The sequence below is a fragment of the Xanthomonas sp. F1 genome, from assembly GCF_014199855.1.
This window is the reverse complement of sequence record NZ_JACHOK010000002.1, coordinates 14,288-38,290: the sequence shown is the minus strand read 5'-3', so window position 1 is coordinate 38,290 and position 24,003 is coordinate 14,288. Positions and strand designations below refer to the sequence as shown.

General features: G+C 69.5%; 23 protein-coding genes and 1 tRNA gene. 6 read left to right on the top strand and 18 right to left on the bottom strand.

Going from position 1 to position 24,003, the window contains the following annotated elements; all coding sequences use genetic code 11:
- Window positions 1-20 precede the first annotated feature (20 nt).
- Complete coding sequence (locus tag GGR71_RS04920) at window positions 21-788, bottom strand: DNA-formamidopyrimidine glycosylase family protein (protein WP_160963198.1); 768 nt, start codon at window positions 786-788, stop codon at window positions 21-23.
- Between the two features lie 201 nt (window positions 789-989).
- Here GGR71_RS04920 and GGR71_RS04915 point away from each other — a divergent pair, with 201 nt between their 5' ends.
- Window positions 990-1,172, top strand: coding sequence for a hypothetical protein (locus GGR71_RS04915; protein WP_160963200.1), 183 nt, complete (start codon window positions 990-992; stop codon window positions 1,170-1,172).
- 133 nt (window positions 1,173-1,305) lie between these two features.
- Here the strand turns inward: GGR71_RS04915 and GGR71_RS04910 are convergent, their stop codons facing one another.
- The 14 genes from GGR71_RS04910 to GGR71_RS04845 form a co-directional block, all read right to left on the bottom strand.
- Window positions 1,306-2,433, bottom strand: a complete 1,128-nt coding sequence (locus GGR71_RS04910; protein ID WP_160963202.1) for a serine hydrolase domain-containing protein — start codon at window positions 2,431-2,433, stop codon at window positions 1,306-1,308.
- Between the two features lie 714 nt (window positions 2,434-3,147).
- A tRNA-Val gene (locus GGR71_RS04905) sits at window positions 3,148-3,222 on the bottom strand.
- 87 nt (window positions 3,223-3,309) lie between these two features.
- The gene (locus GGR71_RS04900) at window positions 3,310-3,663 is read right to left on the bottom strand and encodes a PilZ domain-containing protein (protein ID WP_010342469.1); all 354 of its coding nucleotides are present in this window, start codon (window positions 3,661-3,663) and stop codon (window positions 3,310-3,312) included.
- Entirely contained in the window at window positions 3,660-4,622 is a 963-nt protein-coding gene (locus tag GGR71_RS04895) for a DNA polymerase III subunit delta' (protein WP_160963204.1), read from the bottom strand. Before GGR71_RS04895 ends, GGR71_RS04900 begins: the two co-directional genes overlap by 4 nt.
- Complete coding sequence (gene tmk, locus GGR71_RS04890; protein ID WP_160963206.1) at window positions 4,619-5,290, bottom strand: dTMP kinase; 672 nt, start codon at window positions 5,288-5,290, stop codon at window positions 4,619-4,621. The genes GGR71_RS04895 and tmk overlap by 4 nt, the downstream gene beginning before the upstream one ends.
- A complete protein-coding gene (gene mltG, locus GGR71_RS04885) occupies window positions 5,287-6,354 on the bottom strand; it encodes an endolytic transglycosylase MltG (protein ID WP_456362587.1) in 1,068 nt (355 codons plus the stop codon). Before mltG ends, tmk begins: the two co-directional genes overlap by 4 nt.
- A gap of 68 nt (window positions 6,355-6,422) precedes the next feature.
- Window positions 6,423-7,772 carry an aminodeoxychorismate synthase component I gene (locus GGR71_RS04880; RefSeq protein ID WP_160963210.1) on the bottom strand — a complete coding sequence of 450 codons (1,350 nt, stop codon included), beginning with the start codon at window positions 7,770-7,772 and terminating at the stop codon, window positions 6,423-6,425.
- Between the two features lie 183 nt (window positions 7,773-7,955).
- A complete protein-coding gene (fabF, locus tag GGR71_RS04875) occupies window positions 7,956-9,191 on the bottom strand; it encodes a beta-ketoacyl-ACP synthase II (protein WP_048490158.1) in 1,236 nt (411 codons plus the stop codon).
- 129 nt (window positions 9,192-9,320) lie between these two features.
- A complete protein-coding gene (acpP, locus tag GGR71_RS04870; RefSeq protein ID WP_010342475.1) occupies window positions 9,321-9,560 on the bottom strand; it encodes an acyl carrier protein in 240 nt (79 codons plus the stop codon).
- A 198-nt stretch (window positions 9,561-9,758) separates the two neighbouring features.
- Entirely contained in the window at window positions 9,759-10,502 is a 744-nt protein-coding gene (gene fabG, locus GGR71_RS04865; protein ID WP_160963212.1) for a 3-oxoacyl-ACP reductase FabG, read from the bottom strand.
- A gap of 92 nt (window positions 10,503-10,594) precedes the next feature.
- Window positions 10,595-11,539, bottom strand: a complete 945-nt coding sequence (gene fabD / locus GGR71_RS04860) for an ACP S-malonyltransferase (RefSeq protein ID WP_160963214.1) — start codon at window positions 11,537-11,539, stop codon at window positions 10,595-10,597.
- Window positions 11,540-12,239: 700 nt separating this feature from the next.
- On the bottom strand, window positions 12,240-13,223 hold the full coding sequence (locus GGR71_RS04855) for a beta-ketoacyl-ACP synthase III (protein ID WP_160963216.1): 984 nt from the start codon (window positions 13,221-13,223) through the stop codon (window positions 12,240-12,242).
- A 97-nt stretch (window positions 13,224-13,320) separates the two neighbouring features.
- Window positions 13,321-13,515, bottom strand: coding sequence for a 50S ribosomal protein L32 (gene rpmF, locus GGR71_RS04850; protein ID WP_010342479.1), 195 nt, complete (start codon window positions 13,513-13,515; stop codon window positions 13,321-13,323).
- A 101-nt stretch (window positions 13,516-13,616) separates the two neighbouring features.
- Window positions 13,617-14,126 carry a YceD family protein gene (locus GGR71_RS04845; RefSeq protein ID WP_010342480.1) on the bottom strand — a complete coding sequence of 170 codons (510 nt, stop codon included), beginning with the start codon at window positions 14,124-14,126 and terminating at the stop codon, window positions 13,617-13,619.
- 135 nt (window positions 14,127-14,261) lie between these two features.
- On the opposite strand from GGR71_RS04845, the gene GGR71_RS04840 reads away from it, so the two are divergent.
- On the top strand, window positions 14,262-14,834 hold the full coding sequence (locus GGR71_RS04840) for a Maf family nucleotide pyrophosphatase (protein ID WP_184451702.1): 573 nt from the start codon (window positions 14,262-14,264) through the stop codon (window positions 14,832-14,834).
- Between the two features lie 21 nt (window positions 14,835-14,855).
- Here GGR71_RS04840 and GGR71_RS04835 read toward each other — a convergent pair whose 3' ends face one another.
- From GGR71_RS04835 to GGR71_RS04825, 3 genes are read right to left on the bottom strand one after another with little or no spacing between them, the layout of a single operon-like run.
- Window positions 14,856-16,694, bottom strand: coding sequence for a glycosyltransferase 87 family protein (locus GGR71_RS04835; RefSeq protein WP_237474720.1), 1,839 nt, complete (start codon window positions 16,692-16,694; stop codon window positions 14,856-14,858).
- An 8-nt stretch (window positions 16,695-16,702) separates the two neighbouring features.
- Complete coding sequence (locus tag GGR71_RS04830) at window positions 16,703-17,692, bottom strand: glycosyltransferase family 2 protein (protein WP_160963998.1); 990 nt, start codon at window positions 17,690-17,692, stop codon at window positions 16,703-16,705.
- A gap of 50 nt (window positions 17,693-17,742) precedes the next feature.
- Window positions 17,743-19,587: a glycosyltransferase family 39 protein gene (locus GGR71_RS04825; RefSeq protein ID WP_160964000.1), complete on the bottom strand. Its 1,845-nt coding sequence runs from the start codon at window positions 19,585-19,587 to the stop codon at window positions 17,743-17,745.
- Between the two features lie 36 nt (window positions 19,588-19,623).
- Between GGR71_RS04825 and GGR71_RS04820 the strand changes: the two genes are divergently transcribed.
- The 4 genes from GGR71_RS04820 to GGR71_RS04805 are packed head-to-tail and all read left to right on the top strand — an operon-like array spanning window position 19,624 to window position 23,996.
- Window positions 19,624-20,577, top strand: a complete 954-nt coding sequence (locus GGR71_RS04820; RefSeq protein ID WP_048490150.1) for an AAA family ATPase — start codon at window positions 19,624-19,626, stop codon at window positions 20,575-20,577.
- A 5-nt stretch (window positions 20,578-20,582) separates the two neighbouring features.
- Window positions 20,583-21,539, top strand: a complete 957-nt coding sequence (locus tag GGR71_RS04815) for a DUF58 domain-containing protein (protein WP_160964002.1) — start codon at window positions 20,583-20,585, stop codon at window positions 21,537-21,539.
- On the top strand, window positions 21,532-23,481 hold the full coding sequence (locus tag GGR71_RS04810) for a transglutaminase family protein (protein ID WP_160964004.1): 1,950 nt from the start codon (window positions 21,532-21,534) through the stop codon (window positions 23,479-23,481). The genes GGR71_RS04815 and GGR71_RS04810 overlap by 8 nt, the downstream gene beginning before the upstream one ends.
- Window positions 23,478-23,996 carry a Slp family lipoprotein gene (locus tag GGR71_RS04805; protein WP_048490147.1) on the top strand — a complete coding sequence of 173 codons (519 nt, stop codon included), beginning with the start codon at window positions 23,478-23,480 and terminating at the stop codon, window positions 23,994-23,996. The genes GGR71_RS04810 and GGR71_RS04805 overlap by 4 nt, the downstream gene beginning before the upstream one ends.
- Window positions 23,997-24,003 lie beyond the last annotated feature (7 nt).

Below are 24,003 nucleotides of genomic sequence, written 5' to 3'. Positions count from 1 at the left end.
ACCTACTGATGCAAGCAGGACTACTTGAACATTTCAGTCTGCACCTCTGACAACGCATACCGCCGTTGGCAATGCTCGCAGAAGAACGCGCGCCGCTGCGCCTTGCCGAGTTGCTTGCGATAGGTGAGCAGATGACCATCGCGCGGACACACCGTCTTGGTGTGCACCTGGTAGTGCTTCTTCAGTTCGTAGGCTTTCTTCCAACGATAGAAATCGAAGCTGTACTCGCGCGCCTGGGTCACCAGTTCGCCCAGCTTGCGCGGCGGCAACGCGCCGATCTCGCTCTCGGGATGCACGCGGATCCGGTGCAGCACCTCGTTCTTGATGATGTTGCCGACCCCGGCGAACACGTCCTGATCCAGCAAGGCATCGGCGGCGAGCGCATGCGGCCGCAGCCGCAACTTGCGCCGCGCCTGCGTCGCATCCCAGTCGGGATTCATCACATCCGCGGTCCAGTCGTAGGCCGCATCCAGCGGACCGTCGATGAACTTGATCGAACATGCGTAGAAGTTCAGCTCCTCGCCCTTGGCGAAGCCCAGACTCAAGCGCGCCGACGCGTCCTTGCGCGCATTGATCCGATAGCTGCCGAACAACAGAAAGTGGATGCGCACACTGAACGCATCGAACTCGATCAGGAAATGCTTGCCCCAACTGCGCAGCGACAGGATCTTGCGGTTGCGCATCCGCTCCAGGTCCAGCTTGCTGTTGCCGGAGACCCGCAACACCTTGCGCCCGGCGAACGCGGCGGCTTCTTCCTTCAGAATGACGATCGAGGGACCTTCGGGCATGCCTGCAGTATCGAGGGCCGGTGTGAGCAGGTCGTGAGCCGAAGGGGAGCCAATGCTGGTCAGTCGGCGCAGGGATATGGGTTGGAATCGGATGATCGATGCCAACGACCCGGGGCCGCCCGCTCCAGTTCAGCCGCGTACTCGGCCTGCAGCGAGCGGGACCGAACATGCTGATGACAGCCACGCCGCGCAGTGGCAGGCATGAGCCGCATCGAGCTGCTGCTGGATGCGCACCAGTTCGCGCCCGAAACGTTCTTCACCGACAACCAGGCCGAACACCAGATCCGCCGAAGGGGGATCCAGGCCTTCATGGATCCGGATGCGTGCGGTCCGCGTGATGTCAGTAGCCCACGCATTTCATATGCACGTGGAAACAGGCGATAGCCGTCGATCGAAAGCGTATCAATATCCGCACGCATGGGAATCAACGCATCTTTCCAAGAAATTTCGACCGCATCGTCTTCGTAGATATCACGAACAGGCACGGCTCGGGCCGCGCGAACAGTCATCGCACGCACTACTTTGAACCGACCGCGGCCTCGCCTATCCGCGAAACGAATTCGTCCAGGTCGGTGTTGGCGGTATTGGCGAGAATGACGATGGTCAGGTCGCGGTCGAGGAAACGATACAACTGCGCCTGCGCGCCCATGATCCTGCCGGGACGTTTGGCGACACGGTACTTGGCGGCGCCTATCCGCGTCTCGTAGACCCACAGGCCATAACCGTAGTCGTCGAGCCCCGGGGCGGTCAGCCGGGCGATGCTTTCCTTGCGCAATAGGCCGGACCCGAACAGCGCGTCCGAGAACCTGAGCACATCTTCGGCCGTGGAGTACAAAGCGCCGGCGGCGTACCAGTTCTCCGGATAGACCGGGAAGTCGTTGGACAGGGACTTGAGGTCTTCGCGATACGAGTAGGTGGAGGCCAAGCCTTCCACGATGCTTTCATGGCGCAGCATGCCGGTATGGTTCAGTCCCAGCGGCTTCAGAATCCGTTCCTTCAGCACCTGCTCGTAGGTTTTGCCCGTGACGCGTTCGATGACCTTGCCCAGGATCAGGTAATCGCCGTTGTTGTAGTCAAAAGTCGTGCCTGGGGCATGCAGTAGCGGTCCGCTGCAGAATTTTCTTATCAACTGATCGCTGGTATAGGGCGACTGGTAGGTCGGCAAGCCCATGGTCAATGCCTGCTCCAAGCTTTTCACCTGGTCGAAGTTCCGCAGTCCGGACGTATGGTTGAGAAGCTGATGCAAGGTGATACGGTCGGCACCGGCGATGGCGTAATCGGGCAGGTAACTGGCCACGTTCGCCTGCAGATCCAACTTTCCTTCTTCATGCAGTTGCAGCACCAGGGTGGCGGTGAACAGTTTGGTGATGGAAGCGATCCAGTACCGGGTCTGGTCGCCATTGGCGGCGCCGTACTGGACACTGGAAAGACCGAAACTGCGTTGGTATCGCCGCTTGCCGTCCTGCTGGACCAGGACAGTGCCGCTGAAGCCGTGTTGCGCGGCATAGGTGGCGATGAAGTCTTCGAGTGGCATCGCCTGCGATTGCGCCCGCAGCGGCATCGCCGCGCAGAGGAAGACAAGCACACCGACAAGCAAGCGATAAGTAACGGAACGGAAGAGGTTTTGCACGATGTACCCCGGCATGATGGAACGGCCGCGAGTATGGAGCCGGACCACTACCTGGGCGGGTACCTTCGGACGAAACGAGGATAAGGCCGACGAAATGGCCGACGCGCGCTGCAAATAGGTGGGCTGGCCCGGCAGGGTGAACTCGCCTGGCGATCGCGCCGTGCTGGCCGTTGCTTCTGTCTTGTTCCGGCCACGCTTACAACTGTGTCAAATACCACTCGCCATCGAGCCCGAAGCCCATCAGGCGTCCCTGCGCATCGCGCAGAAAACGCAAAGGTCCCGCTGGATCCAGTCGCAGCGCATTCGCACCGAACAGATACGGCGATACGGATTCCAACCACCACTGCAGGACGCCTACTTGCAAGCGCAATCCGTTAGCCGTCGCAGTCAGCTCCGCGGTCCTCGAACTTGGACACGGCAGCCTGTGAAACGTTTAACGCTTCAGCAATCTACGCTTGGATCTTCTTCGCGACGGCTCCTCGGGCCGCCAACGGCAGCGTGTTCCGAATTCGACGAGGCCTGCTCAAGGCCCACGGGACGAACGGCCAGTGGCCCGCGTTCGGCATGGCGAGGATCGCCACCAAGTCGGCGCGGCGGTATCAGGATTCCGACACGGCTGCATCATTCAACACGCACGTCGATACCGTCGTTCCGCACTCGCAGTCGCTGTTAACGTGCAGATACAAAAAAGCCGGCACTAGGCCGGCTTTTCGATGACGCTCAAATTCGTGGTGGGCGGTGCAGGGTTCGAACCTGCGACCCTTGCCGTGTGAAGGCAATGCTCTACCGCTGAGCTAACCGCCCGTGTCGCGAGCCGCACATTATAGGGCTGTGGCGCGCGGCGTCAATGGGTCCTTGCGAGGTCCGTGGCGCGGCGTCGCCGCGCGGCCGCTACATGGTCTGGGTGGGCTTGTCGGCGTTGAGGATGCCGGCCAGTTGGGTCTCGATCTTGGTGCGGATGGTCTCGCCTTCGCTGTTGTCCGGCAGCTGCACGCCGATGCCGGCGGCGCGGTTGCCCTGGGCGCCGACCGGGGTCACCCAGATCACCTTGCCGGCGACCGGCAGGCGCTCGCTGGAGTCGGGCAGGGTCAGCAGCAGGAACACTTCGTCGCCGAGGAAGTAGCGCTTGGGGGTGGGCACGAAGATGCCGCCGTTCTTCACGAACGGCATGTAGGCGTTGTACAGCGCCGCCTTGTCCTTCACCGCCAGCGACAGGATGCCCTGGCGTCCGCTCATCGCGCTCATCGTTGTGCCCCTCTCCGGGCCGGGCGATCGCCATCGCGCCAGGCCAGCAACAGTTCCGCGATCGCCAGGTCGGCGCGCACGGTGGTTCGCAGCAGATCGCGTGTGCGATTGGCGGCGTCGAACCACGCGGCCAGCTTGTGCAATCGCGCCGGGTCGGTCAAGCCGGCCTGCGACGCCTGGGCAAGCGCCAGATCGGCGGCATGGCCCAGGCGCTGTTCGGCCAGCGCGTCGCTGCTCCAGCGCTGCGCGGCGTCCAGCGTGCCGAGCTTGCCCGCGGAGACCTGCTCCAGGTCCGCGGCCACCTGCCGGCGCAGCTTCAAACCGTCTTCGCGCAACCACTGCGCGGCCAGGCCGGGATGGCCGCGCGCGGCGTCCAGCGCTTCGCGTGCGGTCTTCTCGGGAAAGTCCTGGGCCAACAGCCAGGCGATCGCTTCGTCGGCCGGCGGCAGCTTGAACTCCAGGCGCTGGCAACGGCTGCGGATGGTGGCCGGCAAGCGCGCCGGCTGCGCGCTGATCAGCCACAGGTAGCGGCCGGGCTGCGGCTCTTCCAACGTCTTCAGCAAGGCGTTGCAGGCGGCGCGGTTGATCGCGTCGGCTGGGTCCACCACCACCACCTGGGCCACGCCGTACTGCGGGGTCAGCGCCAGCTTCTGCGAGATCTCACGCACCTGTTCGATGACGATCTCGGTGCGCAGCTTGTCGCCGGTGCGGTTGGGAATGAACGAGATGAGGTGCAGGTCCGGATGGGTGCCGGCGGCGATCAGCTGCGCGCTGCGCAGGTTCGCGGCCGGTTCGCCCTGGCCCAGCACGTGCGCGGCCAGCTTCAGCGCCACCGCGCGCTTGCCCAGGCCTTCCGGCCCGCAGATCAGCAGGCCATGGCCGAGACGGCCGGCATCGAGCGCGGCCACGGTCTGGTCGTAGGCGCGCTGCTGCCACGGCGCGAACGGTGCGTCGCTCATGGCGCCGGCTCCTGTTGCTGCTGCACCCACGCGGCCAGCGCGGCGGCGACCGCCTGGGCGACCGCCTGTGGCGGCTGGCTGGCGTCGATGACGCGGAAGCGCTGCGGATCCTGCGCGGCGCGCTGGCGGAAGCCGGCACGCACGCGCTGGAAGAAATCGTCCTGCTCGCTCTCGATGCGGTCCGGCCACAGGTCGCGACCGCTGGTGCGGGCGCGGCCGATCTGCACGTCGAGGTCCAGCAGCAGGGTCAGGCCGGGCTGCAGGCCGACCGCGCGGCGTTCCAGGTCGGCGATCCAGGCGCGGTCCAGGCCACGGCCCTCGCCCTGGTAGGCGTAGCTGGAATCGGTGAAGCGGTCGCTGACCACGTAGGCGCCGCGCTGCAGCGCAGGGCGGATCACCTCGCGCACGTGCTGCGCGCGCGCGGCGAACACCAACAGCAGTTCGGTCTCGGCGGCCAGCGGCTCGGCGACTTCGCCGGGCGTCTTGTCCAGCAGCAGCGCGCGGATGCGTTCGGCCAGCGGCGTGCCGCCCGGTTCGCGGGTCAGCACCACCTCGTGGCCCCGCGCCTGCAGGCAATCGCGGATCGCGTTGATCGCGGTGGTCTTGCCGGCGCCCTCGCCGCCTTCCAGGCTGACGAAGCGATGGTGGCTCAGCACGGCCTCGCTCATGGCGTCACCGCCGCGCCGCTGCGCGCCTGGCGCAGGCGCTGCAGGTAGCGCGCCACCGCGGCGTTGTGCTCGGCATAGCTGGACGAGAACGCATGCGCACCGCTGCCGTCGCCGATGGCCACGAAGTACAGGCTGTCGCCCGGCGCCGGGTTGGTGGCGGCACGCAGCGCCTCGCGCCCGGGCATGGCGATCGGGGTCGGGGTCAGGCCGGTGCGGGTGTAGGTGTTGTACGGCGTATCGGTCTCCAGGTCGCGCTTGCGGATGTTGCCGTCGTAGGCGCTGCCGATGCCGTAGATCACGGTCGGGTCGGTCTGCAGTTTCATGCCCAGTTGCAGGCGGCGCACGAACACGCCGGCGATCTGCGGACGCTCGGCGGCCAGGCCGGTTTCCTTCTCCACGATCGAAGCCAGGATCAGCGCCTGCTCCGGCGACTGCAGCAGCAGGTCCTTGGCGCGCGCGTCCCAGGCCTCGGCCAGCGCCTTGTCCATCGCCGCATGCGCGCGGCGCAGCACCTGCAGGTCAGTGTCGCCGCGCTGGTACAGGTAGGTCTCGGGCAGGAAGCGGCCTTCCGGATGCTGGCCGGGCTGGCCGAGCTTGGCCATCAGTTCGCTGTCGCTGAGGTCGGTGGTGGTGTGCACCAGCGGCGTGGCCGCGTTCAAGGCGCTGCGCAACTGGCGCACGTTCCAGCCTTCGACGATGGTGAAGCGGTACTGGATGACCTGGCCCTTGCGCATGCGCAGCAACAACTCGCGCGGGCTCAGCGCCGGCTGCAGCGCGTACTCGCCGAACTTGAGCTTGCCGGCCACGCCCAGTTCGCGTGCCAGCACCTGCCATTGCAGGTCGCTGCCCTGGGTCACGCCCGCGGCGCGCAGCTTGCGCAGTACGCCGTTGAGCGAGGCGCCGCGCGCCACCTCCACGCTGGGCTGGGTGGCCTGCAGCGGCTGCTCGGCGAAGGCGCGATAGCCGTGCCACCACCACGCGCCGGCCGCGGCGAGCAGCAGCGCCAGCACCAGCAATGCCGCCAGCAGGGTCAGACACCCGCGTTTAGCCCAAGCCACGACCACCTCGGAGCGAATTCAATGGCGTGCAGGATACCGCGCGGCCGGCATCGCCCGGTATCGCGCGACTCCGCTCATGGCTCGAGCGCACGCAGCAGGCCGCGCGCCTTGGCCCGGGTCTCGTCGAGCTCGCGCTCCGGGTCGGAGTCGAACACGATGCCGGCGCCGGTGCGGAACTGCACCTGCGCGCCGTCCACCTCGGCGGTGCGGATGAGGATGTTCAGGTCCATGTCGCCGTCGCGGTTGAGCCAGCCGAACGCGCCGGTGTAGGCGCCGCGCGAGGTCTGCTCCAGCTCGGCGATGATCTGCATGCAGCGCACCTTAGGGCAGCCGGTGATGGTGCCGCCGGGGAAGGTGGCGCGGATCGTCTCGCCCGGAGTCGTTCCCGCGCGCAGCCGGCCGCGCACGTTGCTGACGATGTGGTGCACGTGGGCGTAGCTCTCCACGGTCATCAGCTCGTCGACCTCGACACTGCCCGGCGCGCAGATCCGTCCCAGGTCGTTGCGCTCCAGGTCGATCAGCATCACGTGTTCGGCGCGCTCCTTGGGGTGCCCAACCAGTTCGCGGATGCGCGCGGCCTCGTCGTCGCCCGGCGCGCGCGCGCGGGTGCCGGCGATCGGCCGGGTCTCGACCACGTCACCACGCACCGACACCAGCCGTTCCGGCGAGGAACTGACCACGGCGCGATCGTGGCCGACGAACAGGCCGGCGAACGGCGCCGGATTGGCGCGACGCAGCTGCGCGTACAGCGCCGCCGGCGCCAGCGGCGCGGCGAAGCGCGCCGACCAGCGTCGCGACAGGTTGACCTGGAACACGTCCCCCGCGCGCAGGTAGTCGAGGATGCGGCGCACGCCGTCGACGAAGCGCTGCGGCGGATCTTCCTCGATCGCCAGCGGAGCCTGCCAGGCCGGCGCAGGCGCCGCCGCGGGCAGCGCCTGCAGATCGGCGAGTACGGCGTCCAGCAATGCCGCATGCGCGGACTCGGCGACCGCCACGCAGTCGCCGGTGACGTGATCGCGCAGCAGCGCCGCGGGGCAGCGCAGGGCCAGCGCCGCGGGCGTGGTCGCAGCGGACGGCGGCAATTGCAGCACCGGCTCCACCTGCGCAGCCAGTTCGTAATCCAGCAGCAGCGCCCAGCCGCCGCGGAAGGGCCAGCGCGGCTCGTCGCGCTCGCAGCGTTCGGCCTGCCAGCGCGCATCCAGCGCACTCAGGAAATCGCCGGCGACCGCAACACCATCCAGCGCGCGGGTCACGCCATCGCGATCCAGCCGCAGGCCTTGCCCGTCGGCGACCAGCAACAGATCCCAGCGGCCCTGCGCCGTGCCCGAGGCCGCGGATTCCAGCAACACCGGATACCGCTGCGGCGCCAGGCGATGCAGCGCCAGCAGATCGACGTCGGCCGGCAAGGGAACGGTACGCAGCATCGAAGATCCGCTGGAAGATTGAAAGAAGCGTCAGGGAACGGGAGGCATCGCCAGACAAGTTCCAAGCGACACCGCAGCAACGCGCGCGGACCTCACGCGCGCCGCTCGATGGATGGACGCGCGCGACGGGAGTGAGGCGCCGGCTGTGACGATTCCCGAATCCCGATTCCCGAATCCCGGCTCCTAGACCCGCTTGAACACCAACGTGCCGTTGGTCCCGCCGAAGCCGAACCCATTCGACATCGCCACATCGATCTTCTTCTCGCGCGCCACGTTCGGCACGTAGTCCAGATCGCAGCCTTCGCCCGGCTCGTGCAGGTTGATGGTCGGCGGGATGATGCCGGCATGGATCGCCATCACCGAGAAGATCGCCTCGGCACCGCCGGCAGCGCCGAGCAGGTGGCCGGTCATCGACTTGGTGGAGCTGACCATGGTCTTGTAGGCGTGATCGCCGAGCGCACGCTTCATCGCCAGGGTCTCGGCCAGGTCGCCCAGCGGCGTGGAGGTGCCGTGCGCGTTGAGGTAGTCGATCTGGTCGGGATTGAGCTTGGCGTCCTTCATCGCCGCCACCATGCTGCGCGCGGCACCTTCGCCGTCCTCGCTCGGGGCGGTCATGTGGAAGGCGTCGGAGCTGGCGCCGAAGCCGACCAGCTCGGCATAGATGCGCGCGCCGCGTGCCTTGGCGTGTTCGTACTCTTCCAGCACCAGCACGCCGGCACCGTCGCCGAGCACGAAGCCGTCGCGCTCCTTGTCCCACGGCCGCGAGGCCGCGGCGGGGTCGTCGTTGCGGGTGGACATCGCCTTCATCGAGCAGAAGCCGCCCACCGAGGTCGGCGAGGAGCCGCGCTCGGCGCCGCCGGCCAGCATCACGTCGGCGTCGCCGTGCTGGATCATGCGCATCGCCGTGCCGATGGAATGGTTGGAGGTGGCGCAGGCCGAGACCGCGGAGAAGGTCGGCCCCTTCAGCCCTTTGATCAGGCTCACCTGGCCCGGCAGCATGTTGATGATGGTGCTGGGGACGTAGAACGGCGAGATCTTGCGCGCGCCGCCCTCGTGGAATTTGATGGTCTGCTCCTCGATGCCGAGCAGGCCGCCGATGCCGGAGCCGAGGATCGCGCCGATGCGCTCGGCATTGGCCTCGGTGATCTCCAGGCCGGAATCGTCCAGCGCCATGAACGAGGCGCCGACGCCGTAATGGATGAACGAATCCATCTTGCGCGCGTCCTTGGACGAGATGAACTTGGTCGGATCGAAATCCTTGATCTCGCCGGCGATCTTGGTGGTGAACTGAGACGCATCGATCTGGGTGATCGGGCCGATGCCGGAGCGTCCGTTGACGATCCCTTCCCAACTGCTGGCCAGGTCATTGCCCAACGGCGACACTAGGCCCATGCCGGTTACGACGACACGACGGCTCATTGCGAAATCTCCTCACCGCGATACGCGCGGCCTTGACGCTGTAAAAACACAGGGCCGCATGCGCGGCCCCATGGGATTGTCACGCGCATCGGGCCCACGCAGGCGCCGATGGCGATCGCGAACGCAGCCTCAGCTCTTGACGTGCGCCTTGACGTAGTCGATGGCCTGCTGCACCGAGGTGATCTTCTCGGCTTCTTCGTCCGGGATTTCGCACTCGAACTCTTCTTCCAGGGCCATCACCAGCTCGACGGTGTCCAGCGAGTCGGCACCCAGGTCATCGACGAACGATGCGTTGTTGGTGACTTCTTCTTCCTTGACGCCGAGCTGTTCGACGACGATTTTCTTGACGCGTTCTTCGATGGTGCTCATTGGGATATCGCTCCAGATGGAGTAGTGGTGGTTCGAGTTGAGGATCCCGCACATCGTGCGGTACTCCTGAGGGACTCACAAAACGCCATCGGGCTGCGATGGCCGCGTTGGATAGTGTAGTGGAAACCGACTGGCCCTTGCAGCGCTGCACAATTGCCGGCCGATCAGCCACTTAGGCGCGTCCGCTGCGCCGCAGGCTCACGGCATGTACATCCCGCCGTTCACGTGCAGGGTTTCGCCGGTGATGTAGCCGGCGCCGGGGCCGGCCAGGAACGCCACCGCGTTGGCGATGTCGGACGGCTGGCCGAGCTGGCCGAGCGCGATCTGCTCCAGCAGCGCGTTGCGTTGCGCCTCCGGCAGCGCCTTGGTCATGTCGGTATCGATGAAGCCCGGCGCGACCACGTTGACGGTGATGCCGCGCGAGCCGATCTCCTTGGCCATCGATTTGGAGAAGGCGATGATGCCGGCCTTGGCCGCGGCGTAGTTGGCCTGGCCCGGGTTGCCGGTCACGCCGACCACCGAGGCGATGTTGACGATGCGGCCCCTGCGCGCCTTCATCATGCCGCGCAGCACCGCCTTGGAGGTGCGGAACACGCTGGTCAGGTTGGTGTCGATGATCGCCTGCCAGTCGTCGTCCTTCATCCGCATCAGCAGGTTGTCGCGGGTGATGCCGGCGTTGTTGACCAGGATCGAGACCGGGCCGAATTCCTTGGCGATCGCCTCGATCAGCGCATCGACCGCGGCGGCGTCGGTGACGTCCAGCGCGCGACCGTGGCCGCCGTGGGTGGCCAGGCGCGTGCCGATCGCCTGCGCGCCGGCGTCGGAGGTGGCGGTGCCGATGACGGTGGCGCCCTGCGCGGCCAGTTCGTCGGCGATGGCGGCACCGATGCCGCGGCTGGCACCGGTGACCAGCGCGATCTCGCCCTGCAATGGCTTGCTCATCTGCGTTTCCTTGGAGACGGACGGCGCATGGCGCCGGTGGAAAAGGGGGGAAACCGGCGCGGGCGACACACGCACCGCGCGGCGGCCGGCGATCAGGAGGCCCAGGCCTCGCGTGCGCCGGCGAACTCGGCGGGCGTGCCCAGGGCGCGACCGTCGAGCGACTTGTCGATACGCTTGACCAGCCCGGTCAGCACCTTGCCCGGGCCGCACTCGGCCAGGCGGGTGGCGCCGCCGGCGGCCAGCGCCTGCACGCAGCCGGTCCAGCGCACCGGCAGGTACAACTGCTCGACCAGCGCCTGGCGGATCGCCTCGACGCCGTCGTGCACCTGCGCATCGGCGTTCTGCACCACCGGCAACTGCGGCGTCTGCCAGGCCAGCCCGCGCATCGCCTCGGCCAGGCGGTTGGCCGCCTCGCGCATCAGCGGGGTGTGCGAGGGCACGCTGACCGCCAGCTTCACCGCCTTGCGCACGCCGCGCTCGGCCAGCAGCGCCAGCGCGCGGTCGACCGCCGCGGCATCGCCGCCGATCACCACCTGCCCCGGCGAGTTGTAGTTGGCCGGCACCACCACCTGGCTGCCGGCGGCCTGCGCGCAGACCTCTTCGACCACCGCGTCCTCGGCGCCAAGCACCGCGGCCATCGCGCCCACGCCGGCCGGCGCGGCGTCCTGCATCAATTGCCCGCGCAGCCGCACCAGGTGCGCGCCGTCGTGCAGCGACAGCGCGCCGGCGGCGACCAGCGCGCTGTATTCGCCCAGGCTGTGCCCGGCCAGTTGCGCCGGACGCGCCCCGCCCTCGGCCAGCCACAGCCGCCACAGCGCCACGCTCGCGGCCAGCAGCGCCGGCTGGGTGTACTCGGTGCGGTTGAGCATCTCTTCCGGGCCGCCCTGGCTCAGCGCCCACAGGTCCACGCCGGCGCCCTCGGAGGCTTCGGCGAAGCTGTCGCGCAGCTGCGGATGCAATTCGGCCAGTTCGGCCAGCATGCCCAGCGATTGCGAACCCTGGCCGGGGAAGACGAAGGCGAGTGTGGAATCGGTCACGCGGTTGGCCCTGCGAAAATCGAGCGGCGATGATACGGGCGAAACCGGCTGGGCGTCTGTACCCGGGCGTATGTGAAATGGCGGCCAACCCACCGCGCGGCGCCAGCGACGCTGGCTCCGCCGTGCCGGGCGCCATGCCGATAGCGCGCGTGGCGGGCGCGACACATGCGCCCGGAAAGCGCTGCGACCGGCCGCGTCAGGCAAGGCGACGGCAGCGCATGCCGACAGCGGCACGGCGCGATGGGCGTCGGTCGAATCGGCATGGACTCGCGCCCAGGCGATGGCACGATGGCGCGGATGCCCTGGCGCCGCTCGGGTCGAACGCACCTCGACCGAGCGGGTTAAGGGCACCGCAACAACCCGCTCTGCCGCCGCACAACGGGGTCACCTCGTTGCCACCGTAGGAGCGGCTTCAGCCGCGACAGGCGTTCCCGGGAAAGCCCGTCGCGGCTGAGGCCGCTCCCACAGGGGCCTGGGTAAGGCGCCGACGGGATGCAGCGACGGACACAGCGCGCGCAGGCGCCCTCCGCACGTCGGACGCCGCGACTGCGCACAATCGAGGGTGCGCGGGCTTGACGCGCACTGGCATCGATAAAGACGGGGTCGGCCAGCGCATCGCCGTGCGTCGTGGAGACGACGCGCAGCATCCGGCATTGCCGCTGCGTACCGCGGCGCCGATGGCGCCGGGCACGGGACATGCTCAGTAGCGCAGCAGCGCCGAGCCCCAGGTGAAACCGCCGCCGAAGGCTTCCAGCAGCAGCAGTTGGCCGCGCTGCACGCGACCCGAACGCACCGCCACGTCCAGCGCCATCGGCACCGAGGCGGACGAGGTGTTGCCGTGGATGTCCACCGTCACCACCACCTGCTCCATCGGCAGGTCCAGGCGCTTGGCGGTGGCCTCGATGATGCGCAGGTTGGCCTGGTGCGGGATCAGCCAGTCCAGGTCTTGCTTGTCCAGGCCGTTGGCCTCGAGGGTCTCGTCGACCACGGCGTCCAGCGCCTTGACCGCGTACTTGAACACCTCGCTGCCCTTCATCTGGATGCCACCGGCGGCCGGGTCGCCGGTGCCGTCGCCCAGCCCGGTGGCGATGCCGACCGGGTTCCACAGCAACTCCTTCTTGCTGCCGTCGGCATGCAGATGGGTGCTGAGGATGCCCGTGTCTTCGTCGGCGCGCAGAACCACCGCGCCGGCGCCGTCGCCGAACAGCACGCAGGTGGTGCGCTCGGTCCAGTCGACGATGCGGCTGAGGGTTTCGGTGCCGATCACCAGCACGGTCCTGGCGTCGCCACTGCAGATGAACTTGTCGGCCACGCTGAGCGCGTAGACGAAGCCCGAGCAGGCCGCATTGACGTCCAGCGCCGGGCAGCCGACCACGCCGAGGCGGGCCTGGATCAGGCAGGCGGTGGACGGGAAGATCAGGTCCGGCGTGGTGGTGCCGACCACGATCATGTCGAGTTCGGCGGCGTCGATGCCGGCGGCTTCGATCGCCTTCAGCGCGGCCTCGTAGCCCAGGTCGCCAGCGGTCTGGCCGGGGGCGGCGATGTGCCGCTCGCGGATGCCGGTACGGCTGCGGATCCATTCGTCGCTGGTGTCGACCATCTGCGACAGATCGTCGTTGGTCAACACTTTTTCAGGCAAATAGCTGCCGGTGCCCGCGATCCTGGAATAGATCCGCTTGCTCATGCTGGTTCCTGTTGCCTGTTACGCAGGCCGCCCCGGTGCGGCGCGGCCTGTGAAGATGGGTGACTCCGTCCGCCGCAGCGCGATGGACGGGCACGAATCAATCTTCTTCGACCTGCGCGGTCTTGGTGGCGATCACCTTCTTGCCACGGTAGTAACCGTCGGCGGTGACGTGGTGGCGCAGGTGGATCTCGCCGCTGGTCGGATCGGTCGACAGCTGCTTGGCGCTGAGGGCGTCGTGCGAACGGCGCTGGCCGCGGCGGGACGGGGTGACACGGGATTTCTGCACAGCCATGGGATTGCTCCAAACTCGGTTCGTTTACATCTGTCGTCATTACGTCGCGCAGGACGCGCGCGTCCGGCAACAACCTCAGGCAGCGGCAGGCGGACCGACCGCTACTGTTTCTTCAGCGCCGCCAACGCCGCGAACGGGTTGACCTTGCTCGTTTCTTCCTCGGTCGCCGGCCAGTCGCGATCGACCGCCTCGCTTCCGGGCGCCACCGGCACCAGCGGTACCGCCAGCACCAACTCGTCCTCGACCAGATCGGCCGGCCGCAGCATGCCGTCTTCCGGCACCAGCAAGGCCTCGTGATCCGGCGGCAGCGCGGCTTCTTCTTCCTCGCTGCGGATAAGCCCCAGCCGCTGCACGCTCGACACCGGCAGCAGGAAGCGCTGCAGGCTGCGCTGACAGATCAGCGGCAGCTCGGTTTCGATCTTCAGTTCGACATAGGACACTTGCAGTACAGCGTCGCGGCCGAATTCCAGCGTGTAGCGGCATTCGCCTTCGGTGTCGGCCAGGCTGCCTTGCAGACGGGTCATCGCCGAGAGCGGCAGGCGGTCTTCGAAGACCCTGCGCGCTGCGACCATCCGCCAGGCATCCAACAGTTCGGGCACGTTCGCGGACATAAGCCGCAGAATGTTAAGGACTGCCGGCGTCGCTGTCAAACCGCCCCCAGCCCGGCCCTGGGTCGGCTTGCCGGTCCGCGCCGGCCGCCGCAGACTGCCGGCCCCGGCCCGCCGCCGCCCTGCCCCACCCCGCCGATGCCGCCGCTGATCCTGGCTTCCACCTCCGCCTACCGCCGCGAACTGCTGCAGCGGCTGCGCCTGCCCTTCGACTGCGCGCGCCCGCAGGTCGACGAGACCCCATTGCCCGGCGAAGCCCCGCTGGCGCTGGCGCAGCGGCTGGCCGCGGCCAAGGCGGCGGCGGTCGCGGCCACTGCCGGGGAGGCCTGGGTGATCGGCTCGGACCAGGTTGCCGAACTGGATGGCCAACCGCTGGGCAAGCCCGGCAACGTGGCCGCGGCGCATGCGCAGCTGGCGGCCATGTCCGGGCGCAGCGTGCGCTTCCACACCGCGGTGTGCCTGCAGCGCGGTGCGCGCACGCTTCACACTTGCGACCTCACCGAAGTGCAGTTCCGCGAGCTGCAGGCCGACGCCATCGCCCGCTACGTCGCCGCCGAGCAGCCGCTGGACTGCGCCGGCAGCTTCAAGTGCGAAGGCCTGGGCATCAGCCTGTTCCGCGCGATCCACAGCCAGGACCCGACCGCCCTGATCGGCCTGCCCTTGATCGCGCTGTCCGAGCTGCTGCGCGAGGCCGGCTACGTGCTGCCCTAGCCAGCCGACAGGGCTGCACCCTTACTTCAGCCGGCACCACTGGTACGGGAAGCGCGCCTGCCCGACCCAGGACGGGTAGATCCGGCAGGACCCCGGCTGCAGCGCCAGGCCGTAGCGCGCCAGCTGCTGCGCGGCCAGCGCCTGGGTCTGGCGGTCCGCGGCGGCGACATCCACGGTCCGTTCCGGCAGCAGTACCCAGCGGCAGCGGCCGGCGTCCACCTCCACGCCCGCGCGCACCGGGCGGTGCGCCAGGCGCCGCATCAGTGCGCAATCGGGGCCGCGATCCAGGCCCAGGCGCGCGGCCATGGCATTGAGCCGCTGCAGGCGCTCGACATTGCGATCCACTTCCGCCGGCAACATCGCATAGCCCTGCCCGCGCGCCGCCAGCATCGCGCGCACCCGCGCGGCATAGGCCGGCGTTTCCGGGAAATTGGAGGCGACCGACGCGTACGCCGCCTGCTCGGGCAGGAATGGGATGCGCCAGGACTCCGGCGCATCGCCGACCAGCAGCACCAGGCTGCGCTCCGGCTGCGGCATCGGCGGCGCCTGCACCCGAAACGCCTGCCGCGCCCAGCGCTCATGCCCCCATTCGCCCCAGCCGTACAGCGCAAAGGCCGCGCAGGCGATCAGGGTCCAACGTGCCGCCGGGGCGGCGATGCGTGCCGGCAACAGGCGCCGCAGTCCGACCCACAGCAGCAGCGGCGCCAGCAGCTCCGGCACCACCAGATAGCGCTGGATGCTGAAGGCGGCCTGCCAGGCAACGAAGGCCACCAGCACGAACACCAGCACCGCACGCCAGGCTGGCGCGACCACCTCCGCCGTCGCGGAGGCGTGCGGACGCCGCAGCACCCAGCGCAGCAGCGTGACCAGGCCCAGCAGATACAGCAGCGGCCACACCAGTTGCCGCAGACGCACCTCGCTGACCCGATTCGGCGCCAGCGAGAACTGCAGCGGCCAGGTCAGCCATTCCCACAAGGTCTTCGGCAACCAACGCGTGTCGCTGACCGCCACCGGCTGCGCCAGCGGCGCCAGAAAGTGGCTGTTGAACTGTGGGAACAGCGGATTGCCGAAGGTCTGCCACACCCGTAGCAGCCACGGTCCGGCCAGCAGCGCGAAGCTGAGCAGCGTCACCGCGGTCAGCACCGCAGCTCCGCCGATGCGCTGCCGCGGGCGCCCGCCGGCGACCAGCGCGGCCACGCCCAGGGCCAGCGCGAACAGCGCATTGGTCAGTTTGCAGGCCATCGCCAGCCCGAGCAGGGCGCCGGCCAGCGTCCACCAGCCCAGCGCCACGCCCTGCCCCGCGGCCTGCTGGCGGCGTTGCGCATGCAGTGCGGCGAGCAGCGCGCCCAGCACCGGCAGGGCGCTGGTGTTGTCGGCCATGGTGCCGGCGAACTCGGACAGGAACGCGGCGCTGCATAGGCCGGCCAACGCCAGCCACGGCGCCAACCGCGCGCGATCCAGCCGTGGATCCAGCACCTGCCAGACGATGCCGGCCAGCAGCAGGAACGCCAGCGCGTGCAGCACGCCCATCACGAACCCGGCCAGCGGGGCAGGCAAGGCGACGAACAGCGCGTAATGCAGCACGTCCAGCAGCGGATTGAAGTAGCTCTGCATCTGCGCCGGCGCCAGGTCGATGCCGAGGCGACCGTGCAATGCGGCGTAGCCGTTGTACAGGTGGTAGTTGCGCAGGTCCCAGTTGGCGTCCTGGCCCAGCCACAGCGACAGCAGCCCACCCAAGAGCGCGACCGCCACACCCGCCGCGATCACGTTGCCGCGGCTGTGGAAGGCGAAGCGGCGATCCAGCGCGGCCAGCAGGCGCTGGCGGCGCGTCGGGCGCGGCAGCGCCGCAGCAGCAGACATGGCCGCACTCATGCGCCGTCACCGGGGTACGTGCCTTGCGCGTCCGCCGCCAGCCAGGCCGGGATCGCCAGGTAGGCCAGGCGCTTGGCCTCGATGCGGCCGCGCGTGACCGTGTCCAGGATCAGCCCGCAGGCCAGCAGCAGCACGCCCAGCAGGACCAGCGCCGAGCACAGGATCGCAGTGGGGAACCGCGGCACCAGGCCGGTCTGCCAATAGGTCTGCAGCAAGGGCACCGCCAGCCCCAGCGCCAGCAGCACGCAGGCGCCGAAACCCAGCGAGAAGAACAGCAAGGGCCGCTCGGCCTTGAACAGGCGCAGGATGGTCAACAGGATGCGGGTGCCGTCGTGCCAGGTGCGCAACTTGCTCTGCGATCCTTCCGGACGCGCGCCATAGGCGGTGTCCACTTCCGCCACCGGCATGCGCAGCTGCAGTGCGTGCACCGCCAGTTCGGTCTCGGTCTCGAAGCCGGCGGCATGCGCGGGAAACGACTTCACGTAGCGCCGCGAGAACACCCGGTAGCCGGACAGCATGTCGTCGAAGCTGCGGCCGAACAGGAAGCCCACGCAGCGGGTCAGCAGCACGTTGCCGGTGCGATGGCCGGCGCGGTAGGCCGCCGCCTCGTCGCTGCGGCGCGCCCCGACCACCATGTCCAGCCCGTCGCGCAGCAGGCGCTCGACCAGCGCCGGCGCCATCGCCGCATCGTAGGTCGCATCGCCGTCGACCAGCACGTACACGTCGGCCTCGATGTCGGCGAACAGGCGCCGCACCACGTTGCCCTTGCCCTGCAGCGCGACCTCGCGCACCACCGCGCCGGCCGCACGCGCCCGGGCGATGGTGGCGTCGCTGGAGTTGTTGTCGAACACGTGGATGCGCGCGCCGGGCAGATGCGCGGCGAAATCGGCCACGACTTGGCCGATGGTGGCTGCCTCGTTGTGGCACGGCACCAGCACCGCGATCCGCGGCGCGGCCGCGGGACGGTCGGAGGGGAAACTGGACATGGGCGGCGTGCGGTCCTGCGCGACGGCGTGGAAAGGCGCGCCATCCTAGCTCAGTGCGGGCGCAGCACGATCGGTTGTTCCCACCAGTCCTCGACGCTGCCGTCGCGGCCGTGCAGGCGCAGGCCCAGCCAGTGCGTGCCCGGCGCCAGGCTGCCGGCATCGACGGTGGCGCTGAAGCCGATGTTCGGATGGCCGGGATCGGTGGAGATCTTCCAGAACTTGGTGACGTCGTAGAACTCTCCGTAGTGCGCCTGCGCCGCGACCTTGCCGTCGAGCAGCACCTCGACCCGATCGATCCCCACCCCGTCCTTGAACGCCCAGCCGGAGACGGCGAAGCGGCGGCCGACGGTGGCGTCCACGTCCGGGGTATTGAACCAGGCCATCGCCGGCGTGGTGCAGGGGCCGGTCGCGCGCTGCGCCGGCAGCGCGAACAGCAGGAAGCGCTGGCTGCCGTGGTCGCTGGACACCACCCGCGGCGGCGGCAGCGGACCGACCAGGTCGCAGACCGCGTGGTAGCGCTGCAGCAGCAGCCGATACTTCATGTCGCTGGGCGAGAGCACCAGCAGCCGCGGACCGTCGCGGTGACCGTCGCTGAGCAGCCCCCACTGCTGCAGCTGCGCGCTGCGCCCGTGCTTGTCGTTCAACGGATGCGGCAGCACCTGGATGTTCGGGTCGCGCAGTTCGAAGCCGAGTTCGGCGCCGACCTTGAAGTTGTCCGCCAGCACCTTGGTGCCTGCCGGCATTGCCGCCAGTTCGCGGCGCACCGCGCTGGCCAGCGGCCGCCAGCCGGCGAAGTTGCGCGGGTAGTACTTGTCACCGGCGGCGTGCTCGCGCACCGCCGGCACCGACACCGCCAGGTAGTAGCCGAACGCGCCGACCAGGCCGAGCCCGGCCAGCAGCCAGGTGGCGCGGCGCAGCGGCTTGCTCCAGCCGTTGAGGATCACCGGCGTGGCGATCAGCAGCGCCAGATAGCCCGGCAGCGGCCAGTGGAAGCTGACCCGCTCGGCGTCGGTGAAGAACCCGAGCAGGAAGATGCCCAGCGTGGACACCCCGCCGAGCAAGCCGAAATAACGCCACTGCACCCGCGTGCCACTGCTGCCGCCGCGCGTGGCCATCAGCGCCACCTTGGTCATCGCCACCGCCAGCAGCGGCGTGACCAGCAGCAACTGGATCAGCACGAAGGCGATGCCGGCGGGCTGGAAGCTCCAGGGATGGCGATCGACCAACTGGAACTTGAGACCGGCCTCGCCGTTGTCCACGTTCCAGGCCAGCAGCGGCAACCAGGCGACCATGCCCAGTGCCAACGCCACCCACACCTGCGGATCGCGCAGCATGCGCCGGCCCTGCGGAATCAGCAGCAGCGCGATCGCGCCGACGCCGATCACGCCGACGAAGCGGTAATGGCTCAGCGCGCCGATGACCAGGCCCAGCGCCAGCTCCACCGCGCTCATCGCATCGGTCTGGCGCAGCAGCCGCGCGGTGGCATCGATGCACAGGATCGTCGCCAGCGCCATCGGCACGTCCGGCAGCGCCAGGATGCCCAGGGTGCCGGACAACGGCATCAACAAGGCCAGGCTGCCGGCACGCCAGCCCGCCACGGCACCGAACCAGCGCGTGGCGATGCGCGCGATCAGCCACGGCATGGCCGCACCCAGCAGCAGGAACGGCGCGCGCAGCGCCAGCAGGTGATCGCCGCCGAGCGCCACGCCCAGCCGCGCCAACCACGCGGTCAGCCCGGGCAGATCCGAATAGGCCAGCGCCAGATGCTGGCCTTCCTGCCAATAGAACGCCTCGTCGACGAACAATGGCAGGCGCGCGGCGACCAGTAGTTTGGCGGCGGTGACGAGCGTCCACAGCACGATGAAGACACTGCGTGCACGTTGTTCCCCTTGCATTGCCCGTACACTCCCTGAAACCGTTGCGAGACTGCGATGCCTACTCCGCTCCGCTTGCCGGAAATGCTAACCGATACCTTGCGCGAGGCGCTCACGCGCGCCCAGCAGCAGGTCAATTCGCTGGTCCTGGGCAAGCCGCAGCAGGTGCGCATGGCGTTTGTCGCCCTGCTGTCCGGCGGACATCTGCTGATCGAGGACCTGCCCGGCCTGGGCAAGACCACGCTGGCGCATGCGCTGGCGGCGAGCCTGGGGCTGGGCTTCCAGCGCGTACAGTTCACCTCCGATCTGTTGCCGGCCGATGTGCTGGGCGTGTCGGTCTACGACGCGCAATCGCGCCAGTTCCAGTTCCACCCGGGGCCGGTATTCACCCACGTGCTGCTCGCCGACGAGATCAACCGCGCGCCGCCGCGCACCCAGAGCGCGCTGCTGGAAGCGATGGCCGAACAGCAGGTCACCCTCGACGGCACCACGCACCCGCTGCCGTCGCCGTTCTTCGTCATCGCCACGCAGAACCCGGTGGACCTGTCGGGTACCTTCCCCCTGCCCGACTCGCAACTGGACCGCTTCCTGCTGCGCCTGGCGCTGGGCTATCCGAACGCCGAGGCCGAACGCGCGCTGCTCAGCGGCAGCGACCGCCGCGACCTCATCGCACAGGCGCAGCCGCTGCTCGGCGAGGCCGACATGGCCACGCTGCGGCAGGGCGTGGAGCAGATCCATGCCAGCGAAGCACTGGTCGGCTACGTGCAGGCGCTGCTGGCGCGCAGCCGCCAGCACCCCGGTGTACGCGTCGGCCTGTCGCCGCGCGCCGGCATCGCCCTGCTGCGCGCGGCCAAGGCACATGCGCTGCTGCTCGGGCGCGGGCACGTGCTGCCCGACGACGTGCAGGCGCTGTTCGTGGCCGTCGCCGAACACCGCCTGGTGGCCGAACAGGAATCGGCCTCCGGCCAGGCCCTGGCCAAGGCGATCCTGCACAGCGTCGCGGTGGACTGACGCCGATGCCGGGCGGGCGGCGCGACTGGCGGCAGCGACTGGCGCAGTTGGCCGCGCCGCGCGCGCCGGAAGCGCTGCCCGTCCATCTGGACCGGCGCCGCATCTACATCCTGCCCACCCCGTTCGGCGGCTTCCTGGCATTGCTGCTGGCGGCGATGCTGCTCGGCGCGCTGAACTACAACAACAACCCGGCGCTGCTGCTGGCGATGCTGCTCGGCGCGGCAGCGATGGCCAGCGCCATCGTTGCGCACCTGCAGTTGTCCGGGCTGCGACTGGAGGCGCTGTCGGCCGAGCCGGTCGCTGCCGGCCAGCCGCTGCGCCTGCGACTGGCGCTGGCCACCGCCGACGGTCGCCGTCGGCGCGGCCTGCGCGTGCGCCACGGCGCCGCGCACACCTATCTGGACCTGCTCGGCGACGACCACAACGCCGCCGACCTCGAAGTGCCCACCGAGCGCCGCGGCTGGCTCGACCTGCAGCGCATCCAGGTCTCCACCACCCAACCGCTGGGCCTGCTGCGCGCCTGGGCCTGGTTCTGGCCAGAGACCCCGCTCCTGGTCTACCCGCAACCGGAAGCCGACGGTCCACCGCTGCCGGCCGGCGCGGGTACCCCGACCCAGACCCGCCTGCATGCGCTCGGCGAGGAACTGCACCAACTGCGTCCCTACCGCGCCGGCGACGCACCGCGGGCGATCGCCTGGAAGCACTCGGCACGCCGCGACACCTTACTGGTGCGCGAGTACGAGCGCCCGATCGGCGTGGACGTGGTGCTGGACTGGCGCACGCTGCCGGCCTTGCCGCACGAACGCCGCATCGCGCGGCTGGCGCGCTGGGTCGAGGACGCCGAACGCGACGGCCGCCGCTATCGTTTGCTGCTGCCGGGGCAGCCGGCGCTGGGTCCGGGCCGCGGCCCGCAGCACCGGCATCTGTGCCTGCGCGCGCTGGCGCTGCTGCCGCATGGCTGAGCCGCGTTCGCCCGCGCTGCATGCCGCCAGCCGCGCCTGGGCGCTGGGCGCGGCGCTGCTGGCCTTGCTGCCGCTGCTGCTGCAGTTGCCCGCGACACTGGCCTGGCTGATCGCGCTGTCCGCGCTGCTGATCGGCGCCAGTTCGGCGTGGCGGCCGCTGCCGGCGCTGCTGCGCCTGGCCCTGGTCGCGGTGATGCTCGCGGCACTGTACTGGCAGGTCGGGCTGCGCTTCGGCCGCGACACCGGCTGCGCACTGCTGGCGGCGATGCTGGCGATCAAGCCCTCGGAACTGAAGAGCCTGCGCGACGCGCGCAGCCTGCTCGGCTTCGCCCTGTTCGCGCCGTTCGCCGCCTTCCTGCTCGACCAGGGACCGGTGACGATGGCGCTGGCGCTGGCCGCAGTGATCGCGGCGCTGCTGTGCATGCAGCGCCTGGCCGACCAGGAAGGGCACAGCGCGCGCCGCCCGCTGCGTGGGCAACTGCGCGGCGTCGGCCGCCTGCTGGCGCTGGGCCTGCCGCTGGCGCTGGCCGCGTTCTGGCTGTTCCCGCGCCTGGGCTCGCCGCTGTGGGGCGTACCGGAACGTGCGCTGGGCCGTCCGGGCCTGTCGGACACGATGAGTCCGGGGCAGTGGCTGGACCTGCTGGCCGACGACACCCCGGCGCTGCGTGTGCAGTTCTTTGGCCCGGTCCCGGCGCCGGCGCAGCGCTACTGGCGCGGGCCAGTGCTGTGGGATTTCGACGGCAGCACCTGGCGTGCGCAGCGCGACAACGCCTGGGCACCGGCACCGCCGATCCAGCTCGCACCCGGCGGCTGGGACTACCAACTCGAGGTGGAACCGACCGACCGCCGGCAATTGGTCGCCCTGGACCTGCCCCGGCAGGCGCCGGCCGGCACCCGGCTGACGGCCGACGCCGTACTGCAGACCGAGCGCCCGCTCAGCGCACTGACCCGCTGGCGGCTGCGTTCAGCGCTGCCGCAGCGGGTGGAGTCCAATCTCGCGCCGGCGCAGCGGCAGCGCGCGCTGGCGCTGCCGCCGGGCTACAACCCACGCACCCTGGCGCTGGCCCGGCAATGGCGGCAGCAGGCCGGTGCCGACGATGCGGCGATCGTTGCCCGCGCCCTGCAATGGATCCGCCGCGACTTCGCCTACACCTTGGAGACGCCGTTGCCCGGCCGCGACGGCGTGGACGAGTTCCTGTTCCAGCAGAAGGCCGGGTTCTGCCAGCACTTCAGTTCGGCGTTCGTGGTGCTGATGCGCGGCGCCGGCATTCCCGCGCGCGTGGTCACCGGCTATGCCGGCGGCACCCGCAACCCGTTCGGCGACTACTGGGTGGTGCGGCGCATGGACGCGCACGCCTGGGCCGAGGTGTGGCTGCCGCAACGCGGCTGGGTGCGGGTGGACCCGACGGCGGCGGTGGCGCCGGAACGCATCTACGACACCCTGGAGGACCGCCTGGGCAGCGGCGGCGGCGCGCAGGGCGATGGCGCCGACTGGCGCTGGCGCGATCTCGCCGACTGGGCGCGGCGCGGCTGGAACGACCTGGTGCTGTCGTTCGATGCCAACCGCCAGCAGCGCCTGCTCAGCCAGTTCGGCGTGGCGAAGTTGGAGCCCGGCCAACTGGTGGCGCTGTTCGCCGGATTCGCCGCCTTGCTGCTGGGTGCGATGGCCTGGTGGCTGGCCCGCGGTGAGCGCGAACGCGATCCGCTGCTGCGGGCCTGGCGGGCGCTGGGCCGGCGCTACGCCAAGCGCGGCCAGGGCCGTGAACCGCACGAGCCGGCGCTGGCGTGGGCCGCGCGGGTGCAGCAGGAAACCGGCGATGCGACCCTGATTCCACTCAGCCAGCGTTTCGCCGATGCGCGCTACGCTGGCGCTGATTCGGACAGCGCTTCATTGTTGCGCGACCTGCGCAGGCACCGTCCGCCAACTGGAGCATCCCGATGAAGATTCGCCTGCTGTTCCCCGTGATCGCTGCGTTGGCGCTCGGCGCCTGCGCCACTGCTCCCAAGCCACTGCAGGGCCAGTTCGCGCCCGTCAGCCCGCGCGATTCGGTCGCCGGCCAGCAGGCCGGCGCGCCGGTGCGCTGGGGCGGCAAGATCATCAAGACCACGCCCGGCCAGGGCCAGACCTGCTTCCAGATGCTGTCGCGCCCGCTCAATGCCAGCGGCCGTCCGGACAGCAGTTCGGCCGACGCCAGCGATGGCCGTTTCATCGCCTGCCGCGCCGGCTTCTACGACCCGGCGGTGTTCGAGCCGGGCCGCGAGGTGACCTTCATCGGCCACGTCTCCGGCTACGACAACACCCGCATCGGCGAGTACGACTACCGCCTGCCGAAGATGGATGCAGACGTGGTGTACCTGTGGCCGGTGGTGCGTCAGGTCGAAGTGGTGCCCGCCTACCCGTATGGCCCCTGGGGCGGCCCGTGGGGTCCGTGGGGTCCGCGCTGGGGCTGGTGGTAACCGCCGC

What these genes read in the sequence shown, in the direction of transcription:
- GGR71_RS04920 (WP_160963198.1), bottom strand. Translation starts at nt 788, where the DNA reads ATGCCCGAAGGTCCCTCGATCGTCATTCTGAAGGAAGAAGCCGCCGCG.
- GGR71_RS04915 (WP_160963200.1), top strand. Translation starts at nt 990, where the DNA reads ATGAGCCGCATCGAGCTGCTGCTGGATGCGCACCAGTTCGCGCCCGAA.
- GGR71_RS04910 (WP_160963202.1), bottom strand. Translation starts at nt 2,433, where the DNA reads ATGCCGGGGTACATCGTGCAAAACCTCTTCCGTTCCGTTACTTATCGC.
- GGR71_RS04900 (WP_010342469.1), bottom strand. Translation starts at nt 3,663, where the DNA reads ATGAGCGCGATGAGCGGACGCCAGGGCATCCTGTCGCTGGCGGTGAAG.
- GGR71_RS04895 (WP_160963204.1), bottom strand. Translation starts at nt 4,622, where the DNA reads ATGAGCGACGCACCGTTCGCGCCGTGGCAGCAGCGCGCCTACGACCAG.
- tmk (WP_160963206.1), bottom strand. Translation starts at nt 5,290, where the DNA reads ATGAGCGAGGCCGTGCTGAGCCACCATCGCTTCGTCAGCCTGGAAGGC.
- GGR71_RS04880 (WP_160963210.1), bottom strand. Translation starts at nt 7,772, where the DNA reads ATGCTGCGTACCGTTCCCTTGCCGGCCGACGTCGATCTGCTGGCGCTG.
- fabF (WP_048490158.1), bottom strand. Translation starts at nt 9,191, where the DNA reads ATGAGCCGTCGTGTCGTCGTAACCGGCATGGGCCTAGTGTCGCCGTTG.
- acpP (WP_010342475.1), bottom strand. Translation starts at nt 9,560, where the DNA reads ATGAGCACCATCGAAGAACGCGTCAAGAAAATCGTCGTCGAACAGCTC.
- fabG (WP_160963212.1), bottom strand. Translation starts at nt 10,502, where the DNA reads ATGAGCAAGCCATTGCAGGGCGAGATCGCGCTGGTCACCGGTGCCAGC.
- GGR71_RS04855 (WP_160963216.1), bottom strand. Translation starts at nt 13,223, where the DNA reads ATGAGCAAGCGGATCTATTCCAGGATCGCGGGCACCGGCAGCTATTTG.
- rpmF (WP_010342479.1), bottom strand. Translation starts at nt 13,515, where the DNA reads ATGGCTGTGCAGAAATCCCGTGTCACCCCGTCCCGCCGCGGCCAGCGC.
- GGR71_RS04845 (WP_010342480.1), bottom strand. Translation starts at nt 14,126, where the DNA reads ATGTCCGCGAACGTGCCCGAACTGTTGGATGCCTGGCGGATGGTCGCA.
- GGR71_RS04840 (WP_184451702.1), top strand. Translation starts at nt 14,262, where the DNA reads ATGCCGCCGCTGATCCTGGCTTCCACCTCCGCCTACCGCCGCGAACTG.
- GGR71_RS04835 (WP_237474720.1), bottom strand. Translation starts at nt 16,694, where the DNA reads ATGTCTGCTGCTGCGGCGCTGCCGCGCCCGACGCGCCGCCAGCGCCTG.
- GGR71_RS04830 (WP_160963998.1), bottom strand. Translation starts at nt 17,692, where the DNA reads ATGTCCAGTTTCCCCTCCGACCGTCCCGCGGCCGCGCCGCGGATCGCG.
- GGR71_RS04825 (WP_160964000.1), bottom strand. Translation starts at nt 19,587, where the DNA reads ATGCAAGGGGAACAACGTGCACGCAGTGTCTTCATCGTGCTGTGGACG.
- GGR71_RS04820 (WP_048490150.1), top strand. Translation starts at nt 19,624, where the DNA reads ATGCCTACTCCGCTCCGCTTGCCGGAAATGCTAACCGATACCTTGCGC.
- GGR71_RS04815 (WP_160964002.1), top strand. Translation starts at nt 20,583, where the DNA reads ATGCCGGGCGGGCGGCGCGACTGGCGGCAGCGACTGGCGCAGTTGGCC.
- GGR71_RS04810 (WP_160964004.1), top strand. Translation starts at nt 21,532, where the DNA reads ATGGCTGAGCCGCGTTCGCCCGCGCTGCATGCCGCCAGCCGCGCCTGG.
- GGR71_RS04805 (WP_048490147.1), top strand. Translation starts at nt 23,478, where the DNA reads ATGAAGATTCGCCTGCTGTTCCCCGTGATCGCTGCGTTGGCGCTCGGC.